Origin of the sequence: Streptomyces filamentosus (assembly GCF_014654895.1) — a bacterium.
Taxonomy (GTDB): Bacteria; Actinomycetota; Actinomycetes; order Streptomycetales; family Streptomycetaceae; genus Streptomyces; species Streptomyces filamentosus.
On record NZ_BNBE01000002.1, the window covers coordinates 1,036,464 to 1,057,036 of the forward strand.

Below are 20,573 nucleotides of genomic sequence, written 5' to 3' on the forward strand. Positions count from 1 at the left end.
CGACCGGCCGGGCGCAGGGCGGGCGGCCGCCGCCCGCCCTGCGCCTCCACGGCGCGATGCCGTCGGCGGCCTCGCCGGAACGCGCGCGTCCGCCGTCAGACGCCCGGGGCCGCCGTGATCATGCCGGCCGCTATGGCGGCGCCGAGGCCGGCGTAGTCGTCGGCGTTCTGGCTCGCGTAGGCGAGGGAGAAGTCGGCGAGGGCGCGGTCGAAGACGTCGGAGGAGCCGAGGTAGGCGGCGATGGCGACGCGGTCGCCGGAGCGGGCGTGGGCGCGGGCCAGGGCGCGGCCGCACAGCCGGGCGTAGTCCCGGAGCAGGGACGGGGTCATCGTCTCGACCTCGGCCGAGCCCTTCATGTCGCGCAGCTGACGCCAGTAGAAGTGGCGTTGCTCGGGACCGGTCATCCAGCCGAGGAAGATGTCGCTGGCCGCCTGGGTGAGGCGCTGGCCGCAGACGACGCGCCGGCCCTGGTGCGGGTAGGCGGTGGGCGGCAGGTACGCCTCCAGGACCGAGGGGACGGCCTCCTTGATCTGGAGGATGAGCGGGTCGGTCTCGTCGCGGCCTTCGAGGAGGACGACGAAGCAGCGGGTGCCGACGCTGCCGACGCCGACGACCTTGCGGGCGGCGTCGCGGAAGCGGTAGCGGTCGAGGAGGGCGCGGCGCTCCTCGGAGAGCGAGCTGCGGTAATCGCTGAAGATCTTGCCGAGGGTGACCCGGTCGAGGTCGGGGACGCGTTCGAGGAGCGGCGGGTCCTCGGCGATGCGGCGGCCGCCGTCGCCGTCGGGGACGGTCAGCTTGTCGAGGGCCTGGAGGCTGGTGCGGCGGCGGGCCTTGGCCAGGGTGCGGTTCAGCCTGTCGCGTTCGCGGGGGCGGACGAGGGCGGTGAGTTCGCCGGCGTCGATCCGCTCGTACCAGACGGCGAGTTCCCCGAGGCCGGCGAGGCGGCGCATGGTGGTGCGGTACGACTCGGCGGCGGCGAGCGCGGCGCGGTGGGCCTTGGGCCGGGGGGAGCCGTTCTGGAGGGCCGCGACGGCGACGCTGGCGGCGAGGCGCTTGACGTCCCACTCGAAGGGGCCGGGGAGGGTCTCGTCGAAGTCGTTGACGTCGAAGAGGAGCGTCCGTTCGGGTGAGGCGTAGACGCCGAAGTTGAGCAGGTGGGCGTCGCCGCAGAGCTGGACGGTGAGTCCGGTGTTGCGGGTGGCGGCGAGGTCGGCGGCCATGACGGCGGCGGCGCCGCGCAGGAACGCGAAGGGGGAGGCCGCCATCCGTCCGTACCGCACGGGGACGAGGTCGGGCAGCCGGTCGGCCGCCTGCCGCTCCAGGACGGTCACGGGGTCGGGCCGCTGGGAGCTCGCTATCCAGCGGCCGTGCGAGGAGCGGGGGACCCGCTTGCGGGCCGCGCGGCCCCGCCCGGCGCGCTCCGAGGGCGTCGTCATCCGGCCTCACCCCTGTTCCACCGCCGGCATGGGCCGGGTCCTGTCGCCTGGTCCCCATTACAGGGTGCGGCGCGGGTTTCGGCCACTCTGCACGGTCGCCCTAGCGAAATGGTTTAGACCAATGGTAGGAATTGATCACTCAACCGGCCCATGCGATCACGCTGAGCGAAGAAGGGGTTGATCATGGCCGTACCCGATCCCGTACCCGAATCAGAGGCCGAATCCGAGGCCGCTCCCGCACCCTGGCGAGGGGAGGTCCCGCGCTATCTGCGGATCGCCTCCGCCCTCCGGGACGACCTGGCCCGGCACGCCCTGGCCCCCGGCAGCCGGCTCCCCTCGGAGCGTTCCCTGGCGCAGCGGTACCACGTCAACCGGCAGACCGTCCGCAGCGCGCTCCAACTCCTGCGCGAGGAGAGGCTGGTGGTGACCGACCGGCGCGGCACCTTCGCCGCGGCGGGCCCGCCGGACGCCGGGCCGCCGGTCGCCCGGCCGGTGGCGCCGGCCGTCTCCCGACCGGCCTTCCCCGGCGGGTCGCGCGCGGCGGAGGCCCTGGTGCGGGCCTCGCTCGGCTGGGAGCCGCCGCCCTCGGCGCTGGCCCCCCGGCTCCAGCTCACGCCGGGCGAACCGACCCTGGTCCACCGGCACACGGTGCTGGCCCCGCACGGACCGGCGCTCCAGCGGGCGGTCTCCTGGTTCTCCCGGCAGGCGCTGGACGAGATCCCGCAGCTGGCCCGCTACCGCCGGGTGCGGCAGCCGGTGCACCAGCCGGACCTGCGGCTGCTCTACCACTGGATGCACCAGGCGGGGCTGCGGGCCACCCACCGGGAGTCCGTGCGGGTCCCGCCCGGTGCCCCCGGGACGGCGGCCGGCGGCGCGGCCCGGCTGAGCGTCCACCGGGTGGTGAGCGACCAGCACGGGCACGTCCTGGAGGTCACGGACATCGACTTCTCGGCCCAGGAGGCGGCCTGGACGTACGAGTACAGCCTCTGACCTCCCGGCCGCCGGGGCGTCAGACGATGCCCTCCGCGATCTCCGCCTCCTCGCGGGCGGTGCCGTACGGGGTCGGCGTGCCGTACGACCGGCGGGCCGCGTACCACCAGGCGGTCGCCAGGACCAGGACGACGGCGAGGGCGATCACCGCGTAGTTCATCGTGTCGACGGTCACCGGGCTCTTCTGGGGCAGGCAGAAGAGGACGGTGACCACCGCGACCCAGCAGACGGCGATCCAGCCGATCGGGCGGGACCAGCGGCCGAGGTGCCACGGGCCGGGCTCGAAGTCCTTCCCGCGCCGCAGGCGCAGCAGGATCGGGATGGCGTAGGCGGGCGTGATGCCGATGACGTTGATCGCGGTGACCGCCCCGTACGCGGTCTGCGAGTACAGCGAGGGCAGCGCGATCACGGCGGCGGCGCCGACCGAGAGCCAGACGGCGGGCACCGGCGTCTGGGTCCGGGGACTGACCTTCCGCCAGGTCGCCGAGCCCGGAAGGGCGTTGTCGCGGCTGAAGGCGAAGACCATCCGGCTGGCGGCGGCCACCTCGGCGTTGCCGCAGAAGAGCTGGGCGACGATGACGACGAGGAGCAGGGCGACGGCGCCGTCGGTGCCGAGCGCGTCGAGGAAGATCTGGGCGGGCGGGACGCCGGTCTCCGTCTTCATGGTGCCGGCGTAGTCCTGGATGGCGAAGGTGAGGCCGGCGAGGAGGGCGAAGCCGGCGATCCAGGAGACCCAGATGGCGCGGACGATGCCCTTGGCCGCCGCGACGGAGGCGTGCGCGGTCTCCTCCGAGAGGTGGGCGGAGGCGTCGTAGCCGGAGAAGGTGTACTGGGCGAGGAGCAGGCCGATCGCGGCGACGTAGAAGGGGTTGGCCCAACCGGTGTCGTTGACGAACTCGGTGAGGACGAAGCCGGCCGACTGGTGCCGGTCGGGGACGATCGCGAGCACCCCGACGATGACGGCGACGCCGGAGAGGTGCCACCAGACGCTGATCGAGTTGAGCACGCTGACCAGGCGGACGCCGAAGAGGTTGAGGCCCGCGTGGAACAGCAGGATCGCCAGGAAGATAAGGAAGGTGGAGCCCGGGGTGGGGGTGAAGCCCCACTGGAGGTTCAGGAAGGCGCCGGTGAAGAGGGCCGCGCCGTAGTCGATGCCGGCGATGGCGCCCAGCAGGCCGAGCAGGTTGAGCCAGCCGGTGTACCAGCCCCAGCGGCGGCCGCCGAGCCGGTCGGCCATGTAGTAGAGCGCCCCGGAGGTCGGGTAGGCGCTGGTGACCTCGGCGAGGGCGAGGCCGACGCAGAGGACGAAGAGCCCGACGCCCGCCCAGCCCCACAGCATGACGGCGGGGCCGCCGGTGCCGAGGCCGAAGCCGTACAGGGTCATGCAGCCGGAGAGGACGGAGATGACGGAGAAGCTGATGGCGAAGTTGCCGAAGCCGCCCATCCGGCGGGCGAGCACCGGCTGGTAGCCGAGGTCGCGCAGCCTGGCCTCCTCGTCCGGTAAGGCGGCGGACGCGGTGGCGGACGGGCGCGGCTTCGCGTCCGATGGGACGGTGCGGGACATCGGGGAGCCTCCGGACGGGGACGGGTCACAGGGGACGGGACAGGAGAAGTGGGGACGGGGCAGGAGAAAGGAGGGGAGGACGGTGCGGCTTCAGTCGGCGAGGCAGCGGGCGCGGGCCCGCAGGAAAACCTCCTCCGCGAGGGTGCGGTCGGCCGGGCGCGGGGTGCGGTGGGCCCAGGGCGCGGTGGTGTAGTACGGGCCGAGGGCCTCGAAGACCCGGGCCGCGTCGGGGAAGCGCAGGGCGCCGAAGAGGGCGTGCGCCAGGTGGTTGAGGTCGAGCTGGGATGCCTCCGGCACCGCGCAGAAGAGGAACCAGTCCTCCATCGCCCGGCCGGCCTCGCGCACCGCGTCCTCCGCGACCCAGTGCAGGTCGAGGGCGTGCTCGTGGCCGCGGTCGCGGCGGTAGCGCTCGACCCGTACGTAGAGCGGCAGGACGTGCAGGGCGGAGCCGCGGGGCGCCCCGGAGGCCGCCCACTGGGCGTAGTTGACCGCCTCGGAGAGCGGGCCGTCGCTGCGTGCGTAGACGAACTGGAGCATCCGGTGGTACGCCTCGCGGTTGTACGGGTCGCGCCGCTGCGCCTCGGCGAGCAGCCCCCACGGGCCGGGCGGCAGCATCGGCGCGGGCGGCCTGACCCGGTGCGGGGCGCCGGGGCGGCGGGCGCCGAGCGCGGTGAGGGCGAGGAGGCCGATCCAGGGCACCGGGTCGGCGGGGACCCGTTCGATGGCCTCCCGGCAGGCCGTCCACGCCTCCTGCTCCAGGGCGCGGCCGCCGGCGTGGCCGGCGCGGTGGGCGCGGACGGCCCGCTCGACGGCGACCCGGCCGTGCATCACGGCGGCGGCGGCGCTGTCGGGCTGCTCGGCGCGCCAGGCGTGCACGACGTCGGTGCCGGCGGCGACGGTGGCGAGGACCTGGGTGCGGCGGGTCCAACCGTCCCAGTGGCCGGTGGCGGCCGTCTCCTCCAGCAGCCGCGCCATCTCGCCCCAGCGGCCGGCGCGCAGGTCCTGGAGCGCGTGGCGCAGGGCGTGGTCGTGGCCGGCGGGGTGGAAGACGGGCCGGAAGCCGTGGCCGGGCATCAGCGGGCGGGGCGGGGCGTGAGCCGGGCGGTGGGCGTCGTCATCGGTCCTCGGTCGGGCGCGGTCGGCGGGCGGTGCCCGCGGCGGTCGGTCGGCGGCTCCCGCCGGGCCCGGCGAGCGGCGCCCTCACTATAGGCACGACCGAAGGTGACCGTCCGGATCGCCCGCGTGACCGTAACTATCCGGCCAGTGCTCGCTTTTGAGCTACCGTCAGGTATGCCCCGGAGACCTGACAGGCTCGCGGGGAAGGTCTTGACGGGCCCCTCCCGAACCGCGAACCTGACCCCTTTCCTTGATCCTTCTCCGTGACCCAGAACGGGAGCCGGCTCATGACGGACGGCCCGGTACTCGCCGTCGACCAAGGCACCTCCGGCACCAAGGCCCTCGTCCTGTGCCCCCGGCGCGGGGTCCTGGGCAGCGGCACGGCGCCGGTCCGCCCCCGCCACCTGCCGGGCGGCCTGGTCGAGGCCGACCCCGCCGAGCTGTACGGCTCCGTGGTCGCGGCGGGCCGCGCGGCGCTCGCCGAGGCGGGCGTCCCGGTGGTCGCGGTGGGCCTCGCCAACCAGGGCGAGACGGTCCTCGCCTGGGACCCGGCCACCGGCGCCCCGCTCACCGACGCGCTGGTCTGGCAGGACCGCCGGGCGGCCGATGTCTGCGCCGGACTGGCCCCGCACGCGGCCGAGTTGGAGGAGCTGACGGGGCTTCCCCTGGACCCCTATTTCGCCGCGCCGAAGATGGCCTGGATCCGTCGGCACGCGACCGGCGCCGGCGTGGTCACGACGAGCGACGCCTGGCTGGTCCACCGGCTCACCGGCGCCTTCGTCACCGACGCGGCCACCGCCGGCCGCACCGGGCTCCTCGACCCGGCCGCCGTCGCCTGGTCCGGGCCCGCCCTCGACCTCTACGGACTCGGCGGCGAGCGGCTGCCGCGGATCGTCGACTGCGACGAACCGGTCGGCACCACGACCGCGTTCGGCCCTCCGCTCCCCCTCACCGGGCTGCTCGTGGACCAGCAGGCGGCCCTCCTCGCGCAGAGCGCGACCGCGCCCTGGGCCGCCAAGTGCACCTACGGCACCGGGGCGTTCCTGCTGGCCCGCACCGGCCCCCGGCCGCGCCGCACCACGACCGGGCTCGTCGGCTGCGTCGCCTGGCGGCTGCGGGGACGGACCGAGCACTGCCTCGACGGGCAGGTGTACACCGTGGCGTCCGCCGTCCGCTGGCTCACCGACCTCGGGGTCGTCTCCGGCGCCCGGGACCTGGACGCCGTGGGCGGCTCGGTGCCCGACAGCGGCGGGGTGTCCTTCGTGCCCGCGCTCGCCGGACTCGCCGCCCCCTGGTGGCGCGGCGAGGCCCGCGGCTCGCTCACCGGCCTGGGCCTCGGCACCGGCCGCGGGCACCTGGTGCGGGCCCTCGTCGAGGGCATCGCCGCCCAGGTGGTCGAGCTGGCCGGGGCGGCGGCCACCGACCGGGGCGCCCCGCTGGAGGCGCTGCGCGCCGACGGCGGGCTGACCGGCTCGGCGCTGCTCATGCAGACCCAGGCTGACCTGCTCCAGCTCCCGGTGGAGGTCGCCGCCCTCCCCGACGCGACGGCGCTCGGGGTCGGCGCGGCGGCCCGCCTCGGCCACGACCCGCGCCTGTCCGTGCCGGAGGCCGTACCGGAGTGGAAGCCGTCCGCCGTGTACGAGCCCGCGATCCCGGCGGACGAGGCGGCGGAGCGGATGGGGCGGTTCCGGGCGGAGGTGGCGGCCCTGCTCGAACGGACCGGCCCCGGGCCCGGAGCCCCCTCGTGAGCGGCGGCGCGGCGGACGACCCGTACGACGTCGTGGTGGTGGGCGCCGGGGTCGTGGGGTGCGCCGTCGCCCGCGCGCTGGCCCGGTACCCGCTGCGGGTCGCGCTGGTCGAGGCGGCGGACGACGTCGGCGAGGGCAGCTCCAAGGCCAACACCGCCATCCTGCACACCGGTTTCGACGCCGTCCCCGGCACCCTGGAGGCCGGGCTCGTCCGGGCGGGCCACCGGCTCCTCGGCGCGTACGCCGCCGAGGCCGGGATCCCCGTCGAGCCGGTCGGCGCGCTGCTCGTCGCCTGGGACGAGGAGCAGCGGGCCGCGCTGCCCGGCCTGGCCGCGAAGGCCGCCCGCAACGGCCACCACACCACCCGCCTCCTCGGCGCGGCCGAACTCCGGCGCCGCGAGCCGCACCTCGGCCCGGGGGCGCTCGGCGCGCTGGCCGTGCCGGGCGAGTCGGTGATCTGCCCCTGGACCACCACCCTCGCCTACGCCACCCAGGCCGTCCGCTCCGGCGTCCGCCTGCTGCTCGGCCGGCGGGTGACGGCGGTCTCCGGCGCCCCCGGCGGGCCGCACCGCCTGTCCACCACCCGGGGTCCGCTCACCGCCCGCTTCCTCGTCAACGCCTGCGGCCTGTACGCCGACCGCTTCGACGCGCTGCTCGGCGTACAGGACTTCGCCGTCACCCCGCGCCGGGGCCAGCTCCTCGTCTACGACAAGCCCGCCCGCGCCCTGGTGCGGCACATCCTGCTGCCCGTCCCCGGCCCCCTCGGCAAGGGCGTCCTCGTCGCGCCCACCGTGTACGGCAACGTGCTCCTCGGCCCGACCGCCGAGGACCTGACCGACCGCACCGCCACCGGCACCACCGCCGAGGGCCTCGCCGGGCTGCGGGAGCAGGGCGCCCGGATCGTGCCCGCGCTCGTCGGGGAGGAGGTGACGGCCGCGTACGCGGGGCTGCGCGCCGCCACCGGCAGGGAGGACTACCGGTGCGCGGCGCGCCCCGCCCTGCGGTACGTGACCGTCGGCGGGATCCGCTCCACCGGCCTCTCCGCCTCCCTGGCCCTCGCCGAGCACGTCCTCGGGCTGCTCGCCGAGTGCGGGCTGCGGACCGGACCCGAACGGCCCCTGGCCCCGGTGCGGATGCCGAACCTGGGCGAGGCCTTCCCCCGCCCCTACCGGGACGCCGCCGCCGTCGCCCGGGACCCCGGCTTCGGGACGGTGGTCTGCCACTGCGAGCACGTCACCCGGGGCGAGGTGCGGGCCGCGCTCGCGTCGGACGTCCCGCCCGCCGGGCTGGACGGGCTGCGCCGCCGCACCCGGGCCGGGGCGGGCCGCTGCCAGGGCGGCCACTGCCGGCCCGCCCTCCAGGCCCTGTTCGAGGAGCACCGGCGGTCGGCCGGACGCCGGCGGTACGGGAAGGACGGCGGGGCGCGGTGAGGCACGAGGGGACGCGGGAGGAGCGGGCGGCGCGCGCGGTCGACGTGCTGGTCGTCGGCGCGGGACCGGCGGGGCTCGCCGCGGCGGCCCGGCTCGCGGCGGCCGGCGCCGGGCGGGTCGAGGTCCTGGAGCGGGAGCCGGAGGCGGGCGGCGCGGCGCGCCTGTGCGCCCATCCCGGGTTCGGCGCGGACCGGCGCGGGCGTCCCCTGGACGGGCCGGGGTACGCCGGACGCGCGGTGCGTGCGGCGGTACGCGCCGGGGCCGCCGTCCGCACCGGCGTGTCGGTCACCGGCTGGGCGGGCCCGCTGGTCCTGGAGACGACCGCGCCGACCGGACTCGAAGCGGTCCGGGCGCGGGCGGTGGTCCTGGCGACCGGCGCCCGCGAGCGGGCCCGGCCGGCCCGGCTGCTGCCGGGGACCCGGGTGCGGGGCGTGCTGACGGCCGGTGAGCTCCAGCGGACGGTGGCCCTGTTCGGGCCGCGTCCGGAGCGGATCGGGCAGCGCGCCGTGGTCGCCGGCGACGGGCCGGAGGCCGGACACGCCGTGCGGCTGCTGCGCCGGGCGGGGGTCGCGGTCGTGGCCGTGGTCGGCGAGGGGCCCCGGGCGGCCGTCCGGGCCGGGGGCGTGCCGGTGCTCGCGGAGACGGCGGTCACGGAGGTGACGGGCCGGGGCCGGCTCGCCGGGGTCGCGGTCCGGGGCCGGGACGGACGGCCCCGGACGGTCGGGTGCGACACGCTGGTCCTCACCGGCGACTGGGTCCCGGAGCACGCGCTGGCCCGCGCGGGCGGGCTGCCGCTCGCCCCCGGCGGCCGGGGCCCACTGGTCGACGGCGCGCTGCGGACCGCCGTCCCCGGGGTGTTCGCGGCGGGCGGGCTGCTGCACGGCGGCGAACCGGCCGCGCGGGCCGCCGCCGAGGGCCGGGCGGTCGCCACCGCCGTCCTGGCCCACCTCGGCGGGGGCGCGCCGCGCGCGGCGGAGGGCCTGCCGGTGGAGACCTCGGGCCCGCTGCGCTGGGTGCATCCGGGCCTCCTCGGACCGGCGCCCGCCCCGCTCCTGCTGCAGGCCGAACACACCCTCGTGCGCCCCCTGCTGACCGTGCGGCAGGACGGGCGGGTCCTGCACCGCGGCCGGCCGGCCGGTGTCCTCCCGGCGTGGCGGTCGCTGCGCCTGGACGCCCGGTGGACGCGCGGGGCGGACCCCGGGGGCGGCCCCGTGGTGGTGGACGTCCGGGAGTGAGGGGCCGGGCGGGTGGCCCGACGGGGGGTCTCGCGCGGGTGCGCGGGCGGGCCTGAGGGCCGTTGTCAGACCCGTGCGAGAGGGTGGAGCGCGTCCAGCCGTCGAGAGAGGGAGCCCCGACATGACCATCACCGCCACCGAGCGCGCCGCGGCCCAGGCGTACCTCCGCCTCCTCGAATCCACCCAGGCCGTGCTGACTGACCCGGGCCTCGCCCCCTACGCGGGGATGATGCTGACGAACCCCATGGCGGAGGCCGACGAGGCGCTGCGCGCGGCGGGCCTCGCGGGGAACGAGGACCGGCTGCTCCGCCTCGTCTCCGCGCTGCGCTCCCCCGCCGCGCCGGACCTGGACCGCCTTTCCTGAGCCCTCACGCCCCCGGGCGGACGGGCAGGGCGCGCACGCTGTTGCCGACGAAGCCCGCGTGGCGGGCCAGTTCGCCCTCCGGGACGGCCAGGTCGAGGCCGGGGAAGCGGGTGAAGAGCGCTTCGAGGGCGACGGCCGCCTCCATACGGGCGAGCGGGGCGCCCAGGCAGTAGTGGGGGCCGTGGCCCAGGGACAGGTGCTTGGCCGCGGCGCCGCGGGTGAGGTCGAAGCGGTCGGCGTCCGGGCCGTGCGCGGCGGTGTCGCGGCCCGCCGCCGAGTAGCCGGCGAGGACGGGGGTGCCGCGGGGGATCAGGGTGCCGTCGACCGTGAGGTCCCGGGTGGGGTAGCGGAAGGGGAAGTAGCTGACGGGGCTGTCCCAGCGCAGGGTCTCCTCGACGGCGTCGGCCCAGGACGCCTTCCCCTCGGTGACGAGGGCGAGCTGGTCGCGGTGGGCGCACAGGGCGCGGACGGCGTTGGTGACGAGGTTGAGGGTGGTCTCGTGGCCCGCGACGATCATCAGCAGCAGGGTGCCGATCAGCTCGGGCTGGGTGAGCCGGTCGCCGCCCTCGTCGCGGGCGGCGATGAGGGCACTGGTCAGGTCGTCGCCGGGGGCCGCCGCCTTGGCCGCGGCGATGGCGGCGAGCAGCTCGACCAGCTCGCGGTTGGCGGCTACGGCCCGCGCGGGCTCGGTGTCGGTGGCCACGACCAGGCTGGACAGGTGGTGCAGCCGCTCCTGGTGCGCCGGGTCGACGCCGAAGAGCTCGCAGATGACGCCGAGCGGCAGCGGCAGGGCGTAGTGGCGGCGCAGGTCGGCGACGCCGTCGCCCGCGGCGGCGGCCTCGGCGAGCCCGTCGAGCAGACCCTCCGTCACCGCCTCGACGCGCGGCCGCAGCTCCTCGACGCGGCGGGCGGTGAAGGCGCTGCTGACGAGGTTCCGCAGCCGGCGGTGGTCGGCGCCGTCTGCGGTGATCATGCCGGGGACGGTGGCGAAGGTGCGCAGCGGCCACCCCTCGGGTATGCGGCCCTCGGCGAGCGCGGTGAAGTGCCGGGGCCCCTTGGCGACGTCGGGGTGGGAGAGGAAGTCCCTCAGGGCGTCGTGGCCGAGGACGACCATGCCGTCGATGTCGCCGGGCAGCACCACGGGGGCCACGGCGCCCCCGGCGAGCAGCCGCGCGTTGGCGGCGTGCGGGCAGCCGCCGGCCGGGTCGAGCCGGTACGGCTCCCGCGTGCGGTCCCCGTCCGGTCCGGGGGTTGCGTCCATGTCCACTCCTGACGACGTGTGAGTCCGCCGACGGGCGACGGACGGCCGCCCGCATCCTAGGCTCGATGCACGGGTCTGCGGGCCCGGTTGCGGCGACCCGGCCGGCTCTCCGCGCTGGACGCGGTGCCCGTGCGCACCGGACGCCTCCCCTCCGCCCGCGCGCCGGAAAGGGCCCGGGAGCGAACGCCCCTGAGGCTCCGTCGGGAACGGCCCGACCGGGCACGACCACCCGGCCGGCGGCACGACGCGCCGCCCCGCGCCGCGTTCTGTAGGCCGGGTGGCGCACTCCGTCCTGCGGGCTCCCGCCCGGCTTCCTACGGTGACCGAATGATCGTCACGTCAGCTCTTCGCCTTGCCGCCGCGGGCTCCGCCGCGATGCTGCTCGTGCTCTCCGCGCCCGTGACGGGCGCCGCGACCCCGCCCCGGCCCCCGGCGGCCGCTCCCCTCCTCGCGCCGGGCTCCGCCACCGAACCGACCCCTCCCGCGCGGCGGTTCGTGGACCCGGCGCGGCTCGACCGGCCCGGGACGCAGGTCCAGCCGCTGGCCGGCGCGCCGGCCGTGCCCTCGCCCTCCGCGCTGTCCTGGGTGGTGGCGGACGCGGACACGGGCGAGGTGCTGGCCGCCCGCGCGGCGCACCGCAAGCTGCCGCCGGCCAGCACCCTCAAGACCCTGTTCGCCCTCACGGCGCTCCCGCAGCACGAGGCGTCCGAGCGGCACACGGTGGCCGACGAGGAACTGACGGGGATCGGCGAGGGCAGCAGTCTCGTCGGGGTGAAGGAGGGGTACACGTACCGGGTGTCCGACCTGTGGAACGGCGTCTTCCTCAGCTCGGGCAACGACGCCGTGCACGTCCTCGCGTCGATGAGCGGCGGCTGGGAGTCGATGGCCCGCCAGATGCAGGAGAAGGCGCGGTCGCTGGGCGCCCTGGACACGCACGTGGTGTCGCCGGACGGCTACGACGCGCCGGGGCAGGTCTCGTCCGCGTACGACCTGGCGGTCTTCGGCCGGGCGGGCGTCCGGGACCCCGAGTTCACCCGTTACTGCTCGACCGCCTACGCCGACTTCCCGGCGGGCTCGTGGTCGTACGGCATCGCCAACACCAACCGGCTGCTGACGGGCGCGGACGGGGTCGGCCGCTACCCGGGGCTGATCGGCGTGAAGAACGGCTACACCAGCAACGCGGGCAACACCCTCGTCGCCGCCGCCCGCCGGGGCGACCGCACCCTCGTCGTGTCGGTGATGAACCCGCAGTCGGGCGGCGGGCTCGCCGTGTACGAGGAGGCGCGCGAGCTGCTCGACTGGGGCTTCGAGGCGGCGGGCCGGGTGCGGCCGGTCGGTTCGCTGCTGCCCCCGACGTCACCGGAGGGGCGGGCGGAGACGAAGGAGGCGGGGGCCGCGGACGCGCGGGCGGTGTCGGTGCGCGGCGGCGCCGGCGCCCCGGCCGCCGCCCCGGCCCGGGCCGGGGCGGTCGCGGAGACCGGCGGCCCCTCGGTGGCCCTGCCGCTCTCCCTCGTGGGCTCGGCCTGCGCGGCGGCCCTCGTCCTGTGGGCGTGGCGCCGCCGGGTCCCCCGCCCCTGAGGCGCCCTCGGCGCCGGCCCCCGGCGGGTGTCTCAGTCCGCGCCGGGGGCCGCCGCCGTGCGGGCCCGGTGGGCGGCCACCCGTTCCCGGGTGGCACAGCGCCGGGAGCAGTAGCGCCGTTCGGGGCCACTGCCGTGCGGGACGAACACGTCGCCGCACCGGGCGGACGCGCAGGTCCGGCCGGGCGGGGCCTGCCGGTCCCACAGGAGGACGGCCAGCGCGAGGCAGCCGGAGGCCAGGAACCACTCCGGCCACGGCGCGTCGTCGGAGGCGTCCAGGTGGGGGTGCCAGGGGGAGGCGCCGCCGTGCGAGGTGAGGCGGAGGGGGCCGGTGCGGGCGGCGAGCAGCGGATCGAGGAGGGCGGCGGCCTCGTCGACGGAGGCGGCGGCGAACACCTCCCGCAGGCGCACGGCGGCGGCCCGCATCGGGGGGACGTCCTCGGCCGTGACGGTGAGGGGCGGGTCCTCGCCGTGGGCGAGGAGCACCCCGGCGATCTCGCGGGGTCCCGCCGCCGGGTCGGCCAGCGCGTTGACGAGGGCGGCGGTGCGCAGGGCCATGGCGACGGTGGAGTGCCGGGCGGAGCGGTCGGGGAGGACGGGCATCGGCCGAATGTAACGCATATTGCGAAGGTTTGAGTTACTTCTCTAGCCTCGGGCGTCATGCGCCTGCGCCCCGGAGCCCCCCGCCGCCCGTCCGTCGCCGCCCATCTCGCGGGGGCGCTCGCGGCCAGGACCGGGGACGAGGCGTCCGGACCCGCGCTCGCCCTCGTCGGCTTCGCCGCGGCCGGTTCGGCGTCCCGGGCCGGGACGCTCCTCGCCTGCGCCACGGTCTCGGCGGTGGTGGGCGGCCCCGCCCTCGGCTCCCTCCTCGACCGGTCCCGGCGGCCGGGGCGGCTGCTGGCGGGGGCGCTCGTCCTGCACGCGGCGGGCCTCTGCGGGGTGCTCCTCGGCCACGGCCGGCTGCCGTTCGGGGTGACGGCGCTGCTCGCCGTGGTGGCGGGGCTGGCGGCCCCGGCGCTCTCGGGCGGCTGGACCGCGCAGCTGCCCCGGATCGCGCCCGCCGGCCGGATGCCCCGGCTGCACGCCCTCGACGCCCTCACCTTCTCCTGCGCCGCGCTGGCCGGCCCGGCGCTGGCGGGCGGCGCCGCGCTGCTCCTCGGCGCCCCGGCGGCGGTCGTCCTGGCGGCGGTCCTGGTCGCGGTGGCGGCGCCGGTCGCCTGGGCGCTGCCGCCGGCGGACCCGGCGCCCCCGTCCTCCGGGAAGCACAGGGGCGGGGGCGTGCGGGCCGTGTTCCTGCGGGCGCCCCTGCTGCGGGCGACGGCCGCCTCGGTCGGCTGCGCCGCCGCGCAGGGCGTGGTCACGGCCTGCGTCCCTGTGCTCGGGGCGCGGACCCTGGGCGGCCCCGGCCGGGGCGCGCTGCTGCTCTCCGTCGCCGCGGCGGCCGCGCTGGCGGCGACCGCGCTGTACGCCCGGCTGCCCCGCGCGGCGGCGCCGGGGACGGTGCTGTGGGGCGGGGCGCTGGTGCAGGCGGGGGCGTGGCCGGCGGCGGCGGGCGGGCCGGTGGCGCTGGTGGCGGCGTTCGCCGTGGCGGGGGCCGCCGAGGGGCCGCAGCTGGCGGCGCTGTTCGCCGTCCGGCACGAGCAGACCCCGGCCCGGCTGCGGGCCCGGGTGTTCGCGCTCGGCGCCGGGCTGAAGGTCACCGGCTTCGCGGTGGGCGCGGCGGCGGGCGGGGCGGTGGCGGCCCGCTCCCTGTCGGCGGCGCTGCTGCTCGCGGCGGGGACGTGCGCCGTCTCGGCGCTCCCCTACGCGGGGCCCTCGCGCGGGGGCCCCGGGCGGGCCCCGCGCCGGGGTCCGGTCACAGGGGGGAGCCGGGGGCGACGTAGCGTTCGGCGGCGCGGAGCGCTTCGGGGGTGGAGCGGACGCCCATGAGGACGCACAGGGTGTAGGCGGTGTCCTCGAAGCGGCGGCGGACGGAGAGGTCGCAGGGGGAGGACAGGACGGTGCGCTCCTGGGTGCGGTAGTGCCGGAGGAGCCGTTCGACGGTGTTCCGGTCGGGCAGCAGCATGTTCTTTCCTCCGTGGACGGCCCCGTCTCGTGCGTCGCTCCATGGTGCTCGCGACCGGTCACCTTCGCGACCCAAAGCGTCACCCTGGGTGACCATCGGGGAGGTCGAGGTGCGGGGACCGCCGGATGGGCGGAGGGTCGGAGACATGAACGCGAGGACTCGGATCAGGGTGGTCGTGACCGGCGCCACCGGGAACGTGGGGACGAGCGTGGTGCGGGCGCTGGCCCGGCGGGAGGAGGTGGGTTCCGTGCTGGGGCTGGCCCGCCGGGAGCCGGGCCTGCGGCTGCCGGGCGTCGAGTGGGCCGCCGTCGACCTCTCCCTGGACGGCGACGGGCCCCGGCTCGACCGGTACGTGGCGGACGCGGACGCGGTGGTGCACCTGGCGTGGCGCTTCCAGCCGACGCACGATCCGGTGAAGACCTGGCGGACCAACGTCCTGGGGACGCTGCGGGTGTGCGAGGCGGTCGCGGCGGCGCGGGTGCCCGCGCTGGTGTGCGCCTCCTCGGTGGGGGCCTACTCCCCCGGCCCCGAGGGCGGCGCGCCGGTCTCCGAGGCGTGGCCGACGCACGGCTGGCCGGGCGCCGCCTACAGCCGGGAGAAGGCGTACCTGGAGCGGGTCCTGGACACCTTCGAGCGGGATCACCCGCAGACCCGGGTGGTACGGATGCGGCCGGCGTTCCTGTTCAAGGAGGAGGCGGCGAGCGAGCAGCGACGGATCTTCGCCGGCCGGTTCCTGCCGGGGCAGCTGGTCCGGCCCGATCTGCTGCCGCTGCTGCCGGAGCCTGCGGGCCTCCGCTTCCAGGTGCTGCACACCGACGACGCCGCCGACGCCTACGTGCGGGCGGTGCTGCGGGACGTGCGGGGCGCGTTCAACCTGGCGGCGGATCCGGTGGTGGACGCGGCGCTGCTCGGGGAGCTGTTCGACGCCCGGCCGGTGCGGGTCCCGGCGGGCGCGGTGCGGGGCGCCCTGGCCGCGGCCTGGCACCTGCGCCTCGCGCCCGCCTCCCCCGGCCTCTTCGACCTGCTGCGGCACATCCCGGTGATGTCCACGGAGCGGGCCCGCGAGGAGCTGGACTGGCGGCCGGAGGCGAGTTCGGTGGAGGCCCTGGAGGCGTTCCTGCGGGGGGTCCGCTCGGGCGCGGGCGACGACACGGCGCCCCTGGCCGGGCGCCGCGTCGCCTGACGCCGCCGACCGGCGCCCGCACCCGTCCCGTCAGGGGCGCGGCCCCGCCGCGCCCGCCCAGTCGACGACGCCGATCGCCGCGCCGGCCGCCTCCCTGCCCTTGCAGTGCGCGCGGTGGCGGCGCAGGACGGCGGCGACGTCGAGGTGGCGGGCGAACGCCGGGTGGACGGCGAGCCGTCCGGCGTACGCCCAGAGGGCGCGGTGCTCCGCGACGCGGTGCAGGACGGTGGCGTCGAGGTGCCAGCGGTGGACGGTGTCGAGCTGCACCAGGGCACCCCACACGTGCACGTCGGCGAGGGTGGGGTCGGTGCCGAGGACGTAGGGGCGGCCGGCGAGCCGCGCGTCGAGGTCGGCGAGCGCCGCGAAGAGCGCGGCCCGCGCCTCCTCCGCCTGCCGGCGGGCGGCGGGTTCCGGGTCGAGGCCGAGCTCCCCGGCGCGCTGGGCGGCGCGGTGGATGCCGTGGGCGCACAGGGCGGCGAGGGCGTCGGTCTCCTCGCGGTGCTCCTCGGGCAGCAGGTCGGGGCCGTCGCCGCGGAAGCGCAGCGCGAGGTCGCGGAGGATGTCGGGGACGTGGGTGCTGACGATCCGTCCGGTCCAGCCGTCGCCGAGGACGGGCGCGGCGGCGGGGCCCCGGTAGAGGTGGGCGCTGGCCTCGTAGAGCGGGCGGAGCACGTCGTACGAGCCGTCCGGGGCGTCGGGCACCTCGGGGAGGAGGCGCAGCGGCAGCGTGTCGTCGAGGCCGAGCAGGGCGTGGGTGACGGCGATGCTCAGACAGTCGGGGTCGGCCGGGGCGACGTGGAGGCGGTAGCGGTGCGGCACCGCGTAGTGGCCGCTGGCGGCGTCGCGGCCGATCCGGCCGCGGAAGGCGGGCGCGGCGGAGGCGGGCAGCAGCGAGGACGGGACGACGACGGGCATGGTGCTCCCAGGGTTGCTCGGTGCTGGGTCCGGGCAGGCGGGGCCCCGAGGTGCGCGGGATCCCGGGCGTGCGGGATCCGAGGCGTGCGGGAACGCCCGTGCGGCGGCAGCAGAGTGACGGGAAGTCGGGGCGGGGAGGGCCGCCGGCCCGCGGGGCGGGGCGGCCGGGCACGGTCAGGCCGCGCTGCACACCCGCAGCAGGTCGATGTGGCGGCGCGAGGTGAGGGGCAGGGGGCGCGGCAGGGAGCGGGCCTGGTGGCCGCGGAGCCCGTCGCCGTGTCGCATGGTTCCCTACCCGTCCACTCGGATTCCCTGGTCCGAGTGTCGGACCGGCGGCGGACGCCGTCAAGGGCGCGGACGCGACGGTCTCGGGCGTTCCCGCGCCGGGGCGGGGAGCGGAGCCGGGGACGGGCGGGCGGCGGGCGGGCCGCGCCCCGTGCCGGCGGAGGCGCGGGGCCCGGGCGGACGGGCGGCGCCCCTCGGAGCCGTACGGAATCCTCGGAGCCGTACGGAATAATGCGCCGCATGCGCATTTCAGCCAGGGCCGACTACGCCGTGCGGGCCGCCCTCCAGCTCGCCGCCGCCCGGGACTCGGGACCCCTGAAGGCCGAGGCGATCGCCGAGGGGCAGGGCATCTCGCACAAGTTCCTGGAGGGGATCCTGGGCGACATGCGCAAGGGCGGGCTGGTGGAGAGCCAGCGCGGCGGGCGGGGCGGCTACTGGCTCGCGCGGCCCGCCGAGACGATCTCGGTCGCCGACGTCATCCGCTGCGTGGACGGCCCGCTGGTGTCGGTGCGCGGCGAGCGGCCGCCGGACCTGGCGTACACGGGCCCGGCCGCCTCCCTGCTGCCGCTCTGGATCGCCCTGCGGGCCGGCGTTCGGGAGGTCCTGGGCGTCTCGCTCGCGGAGGTCGCCTCCGCCGACCTGCCGGCCGGCATCACCACGCGGGCGGCCGACCCGGAGGCGTGGACGAACCCCTGACGGGCCCTCGGCGGCCCCCGTCGGACCTCGGCCTCCCGAGGCCGCCCCTGCCGTCAGCCCCTCCCCACCTGCGACGGCTCGATCGGGTCCCACCCACCGAAATCCTCCCATCCACATGTCGGACACCCCTTGGGGGCTCCGGGCCGCCTCTGCCACTATCCCTACTGATTCAGTGGGATTCCGGGAGGGCAGGTGGGGGCGGGATGAGCACGCAGCGGACGGCGCCTAGGGACGACACGCTCTGGCGGCGGGTCGTCCGGGAACTCGCCGACGACCTGGCCGTCGACGCGCAGGACCGGGACCGGGCGGGCGCGGCCCCCTCCGACGAGGTGGAGCGGCTCCAGGAGGCGGGGCTCCCCGCCTTCCTCACCGCCTCCGACCCCGCGTCCGGCGGCGGCGGGCACGGCGCCGACCTGCGCACCGCGTGTTCCGCCGTACGGGAACTGTCCGCCGCCGACGGCTCGGTGGGCGAACTCCTCGCCCACCACTACGCCCTGTCGTGGACGAGCCGCTTCCTCGACGGGCCGCCGGGGCGGCGCGCCGCGGAAGCGTTCCCGCGCCTCGACGCCCGGACCGCGGCCGAGGGCTGGCTGCTCGCCGGGGCGACCGAGCCTCCCCCGCCGTCCGACGCCGGGCCGGGCCTCACCCTCACCCGGGCCGACCGGGGCGGCTGGCTGCTCGACGGACGGCGCGCCTTCGACTCGGCCGTGACCGTGGCCGACCGGCTCGTGGTCACCGCCCGCCCGGCCGGCACCGGCGACCTGCTGGTCGTCCTCGTGGACCCGGCCCACCCCGGGGTGTCCGTGCGGGCCGCGGCCGACCGGGTCGGCCAGCGGCTGACCGGCGCCGGCACCGTCGTCTTCGAGCACGTGCCCGTCCCCCGGGCGCGGGTCCTCGGCACCCTGCCGGCCGACGAGCACGCCGTGGCCCCGTTCACCGCGCTCGCGCCGCTCGTGCTGCGGCTGCTCCTCGTGCACGTGGCGCTCGGCATCGCGGAGGGGGCGCTCGCCGAGGCCCGCGACGTGAACCGGGCGGACGCCCCGGCGGACCCGGGGGACGATCCGTACCTGCTGCTCTCCTACGGGGAGCTGGCGACGGCCGCGCACACCGCGGCCGCCGTCGCCGAGCGCGCCACCGACGCGCTGACCCGCGGCCTGCGCACCGGATGGACCCTCGGCGTCGAGGAACGCGCCGACCTGGCGGTCCTGGTGGCCGCCGCCGAGACCGTCACGGGCCGCGAGGCGGTGCGGCTGACCACCAGGATCCTGGAACTCGTCGAGGACGCGCCGCCGCTCGCTCCGGGCACGGGCGGCGGCCCCGGCTTCGACCGCTTCTGGCGCAACGCCCGCGCGCTCACCGCCCGCGCCCGGCCCTCCCACCGGCTCCGGGACATCGGCGACCACTACCTCAACGGCAGCCACGCCCGGCTGGCGCGCAGCGCCTGACCGCACGTCACCGGACCGGCGCCGGTGACACTGCGGGCCACCGGGCGGGCACCGGTGGCCCGACGCCCACCACTCCCACGCCCGCCGCTGCCGCGCTCACCGCTCCCGCGTCAGCGTGGCCATCTCCTCGCCGTCCACGTCCCACCGGTGGAGCGCGATCCGGCCGTCCTCGCCGCCGATCTCCCAGACGTCGGCCCGGCAGTCCGGGAGGTCGGTGACGACCTTCTGGTCCCGGCTGTCGGCGGCGGCCCCGAACGTCCAGGTGCCGCGCGCCGTGCAGGTCTCCACGGCCTCGCCCGGGAGCGGGGCGAAGCCCTGCGGGTCCAGGACGCCGTCGGCCGTCGCCGTGCCGTCGGCGGCCAGTTCCAGCGTGCCGCCGCGCCCGTCCGTCCAGGTGCCGACCACGTCCGCCCGGGTCGCGGCGGGCGGCCGGTACTCCTCCAGGACTCCGCTGCCGAGCGCGAGTCCGCCCAGGGCGGCGGCGACGGCGATCGCGAGCGTGCCCCAGAGGGCGATCCCGCGCAGCAGCCACCGCCGGGACAGCCGGGCGACCAGCGCGGCCGGGACGATCAGGGCGACGGCCGCCGGCCAGGCCACGAGGGCCGCGAGCGGGGAGAAGCCCCGGTACACCCCCGCCATCAGGGCGCAGGCCGCCGCGACCACGACCGCCGCCGGCACCACCCACCCCGGCGCCGCGACCCCGCCGTGCCCGCCGTCGCCACCGGCCCCGCCCGGCCGGCCGAACCGCCGCTCCAGGGAACCGGCCAGCATCAGCGTCGGCGCCACCAGGACGGCCGCGCCCGTGCCGCCGAAGAGCGCCAGGAACGGGACCGACAGCGGCAGGAGGGTCAGCGCGGCGCCGTAACCGCCGCCCCGGGACGAGTCCTGCGTCGTCCCGTACAGCGCGTACCCCACCAGGACCAGCGTCAGCTCCAGCATGAGCATGCCCGTGGCCACCGCCACGACCCGGCCGAACGACGGCGGACCGACAGGTGCCACCGCCACCACCCCCGCCGTCTCCGCAGTCTCCACCCGCGCCGCCCCCGTCCGTGCCGCTCCGGCCCGTGTCCTCGTCTCCATGACGATCACCCCCGGCGGCATCCTGTCACGCATGCTTGAACGTGTTCAACTCGGGGCCGTGGGGCGGACGGACCGGCATGTCGGGACCTCCGGCCCTCCTCCCGGACGGCCGATGGGCCCAAGCTGGGAGACGGGAAGAGACCCATCGCACGACACACCGTCACGACACAGGGAGGCAGTCGG

The 20,573-nt window shown here is 77.6% G+C and carries 18 protein-coding genes; 10 read left to right on the top strand and 8 right to left on the bottom strand.

Annotation, left to right across the window (positions count from 1 at the left end):
• Nucleotides 1–95: 95 nt before the first annotated feature.
• Entirely contained in the window at nt 96–1,436 is a 1,341-nt protein-coding gene (locus IE326_RS23595) for a DUF2252 domain-containing protein (RefSeq protein ID WP_150226727.1), read from the bottom strand.
• Nucleotides 1,437–1,619: 183 nt separating this feature from the next.
• On the opposite strand from IE326_RS23595, the gene IE326_RS23600 reads away from it, so the two are divergent.
• On the top strand, nt 1,620–2,426 hold the full coding sequence (locus IE326_RS23600) for a GntR family transcriptional regulator (protein ID WP_190042913.1): 807 nt from the start codon (nt 1,620–1,622) through the stop codon (nt 2,424–2,426).
• A 19-nt stretch (nt 2,427–2,445) separates the two neighbouring features.
• On the opposite strand, the gene IE326_RS23605 is transcribed toward IE326_RS23600, so the two are convergent.
• A complete protein-coding gene (locus IE326_RS23605; RefSeq protein WP_190042914.1) occupies nt 2,446–3,990 on the bottom strand; it encodes an amino acid permease in 1,545 nt (514 codons plus the stop codon).
• 90 nt (nt 3,991–4,080) lie between these two features.
• Nucleotides 4,081–5,064, bottom strand: coding sequence for a hypothetical protein (locus IE326_RS23610; RefSeq protein WP_150226729.1), 984 nt, complete (start codon nt 5,062–5,064; stop codon nt 4,081–4,083).
• A gap of 329 nt (nt 5,065–5,393) precedes the next feature.
• Between IE326_RS23610 and IE326_RS23615 the strand changes: the two genes are divergently transcribed.
• The 4 genes from IE326_RS23615 (at nt 5,394) to IE326_RS23630 (ending at nt 9,883) form a co-directional block, all read left to right on the top strand.
• On the top strand, nt 5,394–6,854 hold the full coding sequence (locus IE326_RS23615; RefSeq protein WP_190042915.1) for an FGGY family carbohydrate kinase: 1,461 nt from the start codon (nt 5,394–5,396) through the stop codon (nt 6,852–6,854).
• Nucleotides 6,851–8,284 carry an FAD-dependent oxidoreductase gene (locus IE326_RS23620; protein ID WP_190042916.1) on the top strand — a complete coding sequence of 478 codons (1,434 nt, stop codon included), beginning with the start codon at nt 6,851–6,853 and terminating at the stop codon, nt 8,282–8,284. Before IE326_RS23615 ends, IE326_RS23620 begins: the two co-directional genes overlap by 4 nt.
• Nucleotides 8,281–9,519 (top strand): FAD-dependent oxidoreductase, encoded by a 1,239-nt coding sequence (locus tag IE326_RS23625; RefSeq protein WP_190042917.1) that lies wholly within the window; start codon nt 8,281–8,283, stop codon nt 9,517–9,519. Before IE326_RS23620 ends, IE326_RS23625 begins: the two co-directional genes overlap by 4 nt.
• Before the next feature lie 121 nt (nt 9,520–9,640).
• Nucleotides 9,641–9,883, top strand: coding sequence for a hypothetical protein (locus IE326_RS23630; protein ID WP_030757594.1), 243 nt, complete (start codon nt 9,641–9,643; stop codon nt 9,881–9,883).
• A gap of 4 nt (nt 9,884–9,887) precedes the next feature.
• Here the strand turns inward: IE326_RS23630 and IE326_RS23635 are convergent, their stop codons facing one another.
• A complete protein-coding gene (locus IE326_RS23635; protein ID WP_190042918.1) occupies nt 9,888–11,144 on the bottom strand; it encodes a cytochrome P450 family protein in 1,257 nt (418 codons plus the stop codon).
• Nucleotides 11,145–11,471: 327 nt separating this feature from the next.
• Here IE326_RS23635 and IE326_RS23640 point away from each other — a divergent pair, with 327 nt between their 5' ends.
• Nucleotides 11,472–12,722, top strand: a complete 1,251-nt coding sequence (locus IE326_RS23640; protein ID WP_190042919.1) for a D-alanyl-D-alanine carboxypeptidase family protein — start codon at nt 11,472–11,474, stop codon at nt 12,720–12,722.
• Nucleotides 12,723–12,754: 32 nt separating this feature from the next.
• Here the strand turns inward: IE326_RS23640 and IE326_RS23645 are convergent, their stop codons facing one another.
• Complete coding sequence (locus IE326_RS23645) at nt 12,755–13,324, bottom strand: CGNR zinc finger domain-containing protein (RefSeq protein WP_229915586.1); 570 nt, start codon at nt 13,322–13,324, stop codon at nt 12,755–12,757.
• A 57-nt stretch (nt 13,325–13,381) separates the two neighbouring features.
• Here IE326_RS23645 and IE326_RS23650 point away from each other — a divergent pair, with 57 nt between their 5' ends.
• Complete coding sequence (locus tag IE326_RS23650; protein WP_190042920.1) at nt 13,382–14,650, top strand: MFS transporter; 1,269 nt, start codon at nt 13,382–13,384, stop codon at nt 14,648–14,650.
• On the opposite strand, the gene IE326_RS23655 is transcribed toward IE326_RS23650, so the two are convergent.
• Nucleotides 14,577–14,786, bottom strand: coding sequence for a DUF5133 domain-containing protein (locus IE326_RS23655; protein WP_190042921.1), 210 nt, complete (start codon nt 14,784–14,786; stop codon nt 14,577–14,579). The two genes, IE326_RS23650 and IE326_RS23655, sit on opposite strands and share 74 nt — an antisense overlap.
• A gap of 145 nt (nt 14,787–14,931) precedes the next feature.
• Between IE326_RS23655 and IE326_RS23660 the strand changes: the two genes are divergently transcribed.
• Nucleotides 14,932–15,969, top strand: coding sequence for an NAD-dependent epimerase/dehydratase family protein (locus tag IE326_RS23660; RefSeq protein WP_190042922.1), 1,038 nt, complete (start codon nt 14,932–14,934; stop codon nt 15,967–15,969).
• 30 nt (nt 15,970–15,999) lie between these two features.
• Here the strand turns inward: IE326_RS23660 and IE326_RS23665 are convergent, their stop codons facing one another.
• Nucleotides 16,000–16,884 (bottom strand): glutathione S-transferase C-terminal domain-containing protein, encoded by an 885-nt coding sequence (locus IE326_RS23665; protein ID WP_150226737.1) that lies wholly within the window; start codon nt 16,882–16,884, stop codon nt 16,000–16,002.
• A gap of 525 nt (nt 16,885–17,409) precedes the next feature.
• Between IE326_RS23665 and IE326_RS23670 the strand changes: the two genes are divergently transcribed.
• Both IE326_RS23670 and IE326_RS23675 read left to right on the top strand, forming a co-directional pair.
• Nucleotides 17,410–17,865: an RrF2 family transcriptional regulator gene (locus IE326_RS23670; protein WP_150226738.1), complete on the top strand. Its 456-nt coding sequence runs from the start codon at nt 17,410–17,412 to the stop codon at nt 17,863–17,865.
• A 203-nt stretch (nt 17,866–18,068) separates the two neighbouring features.
• Nucleotides 18,069–19,310 (top strand): acyl-CoA dehydrogenase family protein, encoded by a 1,242-nt coding sequence (locus IE326_RS23675; protein WP_150226739.1) that lies wholly within the window; start codon nt 18,069–18,071, stop codon nt 19,308–19,310.
• A 96-nt stretch (nt 19,311–19,406) separates the two neighbouring features.
• Here IE326_RS23675 and IE326_RS23680 read toward each other — a convergent pair whose 3' ends face one another.
• Nucleotides 19,407–20,423: a hypothetical protein gene (locus IE326_RS23680; protein ID WP_190042923.1), complete on the bottom strand. Its 1,017-nt coding sequence runs from the start codon at nt 20,421–20,423 to the stop codon at nt 19,407–19,409.
• Nucleotides 20,424–20,573: the final 150 nt, after the last annotated feature.

Coding starts and splice junctions, on each gene's coding strand:
- IE326_RS23630 (WP_030757594.1), top strand. CDS start 9,641: ATGACCATCACCGCCACCGAGCGCGCCGCGGCCCAGGCGTACCTCCGC.
- IE326_RS23640 (WP_190042919.1), top strand. CDS start 11,472: ATGATCGTCACGTCAGCTCTTCGCCTTGCCGCCGCGGGCTCCGCCGCG.
- IE326_RS23675 (WP_150226739.1), top strand. CDS start 18,069: ATGAGCACGCAGCGGACGGCGCCTAGGGACGACACGCTCTGGCGGCGG.
- IE326_RS23650 (WP_190042920.1), top strand. CDS start 13,382: ATGCGCCTGCGCCCCGGAGCCCCCCGCCGCCCGTCCGTCGCCGCCCAT.
- IE326_RS23605 (WP_190042914.1), bottom strand. CDS start 3,990: ATGTCCCGCACCGTCCCATCGGACGCGAAGCCGCGCCCGTCCGCCACC.
- IE326_RS23600 (WP_190042913.1), top strand. CDS start 1,620: ATGGCCGTACCCGATCCCGTACCCGAATCAGAGGCCGAATCCGAGGCC.
- IE326_RS23615 (WP_190042915.1), top strand. CDS start 5,394: ATGACGGACGGCCCGGTACTCGCCGTCGACCAAGGCACCTCCGGCACC.
- IE326_RS23670 (WP_150226738.1), top strand. CDS start 17,410: ATGCGCATTTCAGCCAGGGCCGACTACGCCGTGCGGGCCGCCCTCCAG.
- IE326_RS23635 (WP_190042918.1), bottom strand. CDS start 11,144: ATGGACGCAACCCCCGGACCGGACGGGGACCGCACGCGGGAGCCGTAC.
- IE326_RS23655 (WP_190042921.1), bottom strand. CDS start 14,786: ATGCTGCTGCCCGACCGGAACACCGTCGAACGGCTCCTCCGGCACTAC.
- IE326_RS23680 (WP_190042923.1), bottom strand. CDS start 20,423: ATGCGTGACAGGATGCCGCCGGGGGTGATCGTCATGGAGACGAGGACA.
- IE326_RS23610 (WP_150226729.1), bottom strand. CDS start 5,064: ATGCCCGGCCACGGCTTCCGGCCCGTCTTCCACCCCGCCGGCCACGAC.
- IE326_RS23595 (WP_150226727.1), bottom strand. CDS start 1,436: ATGACGACGCCCTCGGAGCGCGCCGGGCGGGGCCGCGCGGCCCGCAAG.
- IE326_RS23660 (WP_190042922.1), top strand. CDS start 14,932: ATGAACGCGAGGACTCGGATCAGGGTGGTCGTGACCGGCGCCACCGGG.
- IE326_RS23665 (WP_150226737.1), bottom strand. CDS start 16,884: ATGCCCGTCGTCGTCCCGTCCTCGCTGCTGCCCGCCTCCGCCGCGCCC.
- IE326_RS23645 (WP_229915586.1), bottom strand. CDS start 13,324: ATGCCCGTCCTCCCCGACCGCTCCGCCCGGCACTCCACCGTCGCCATG.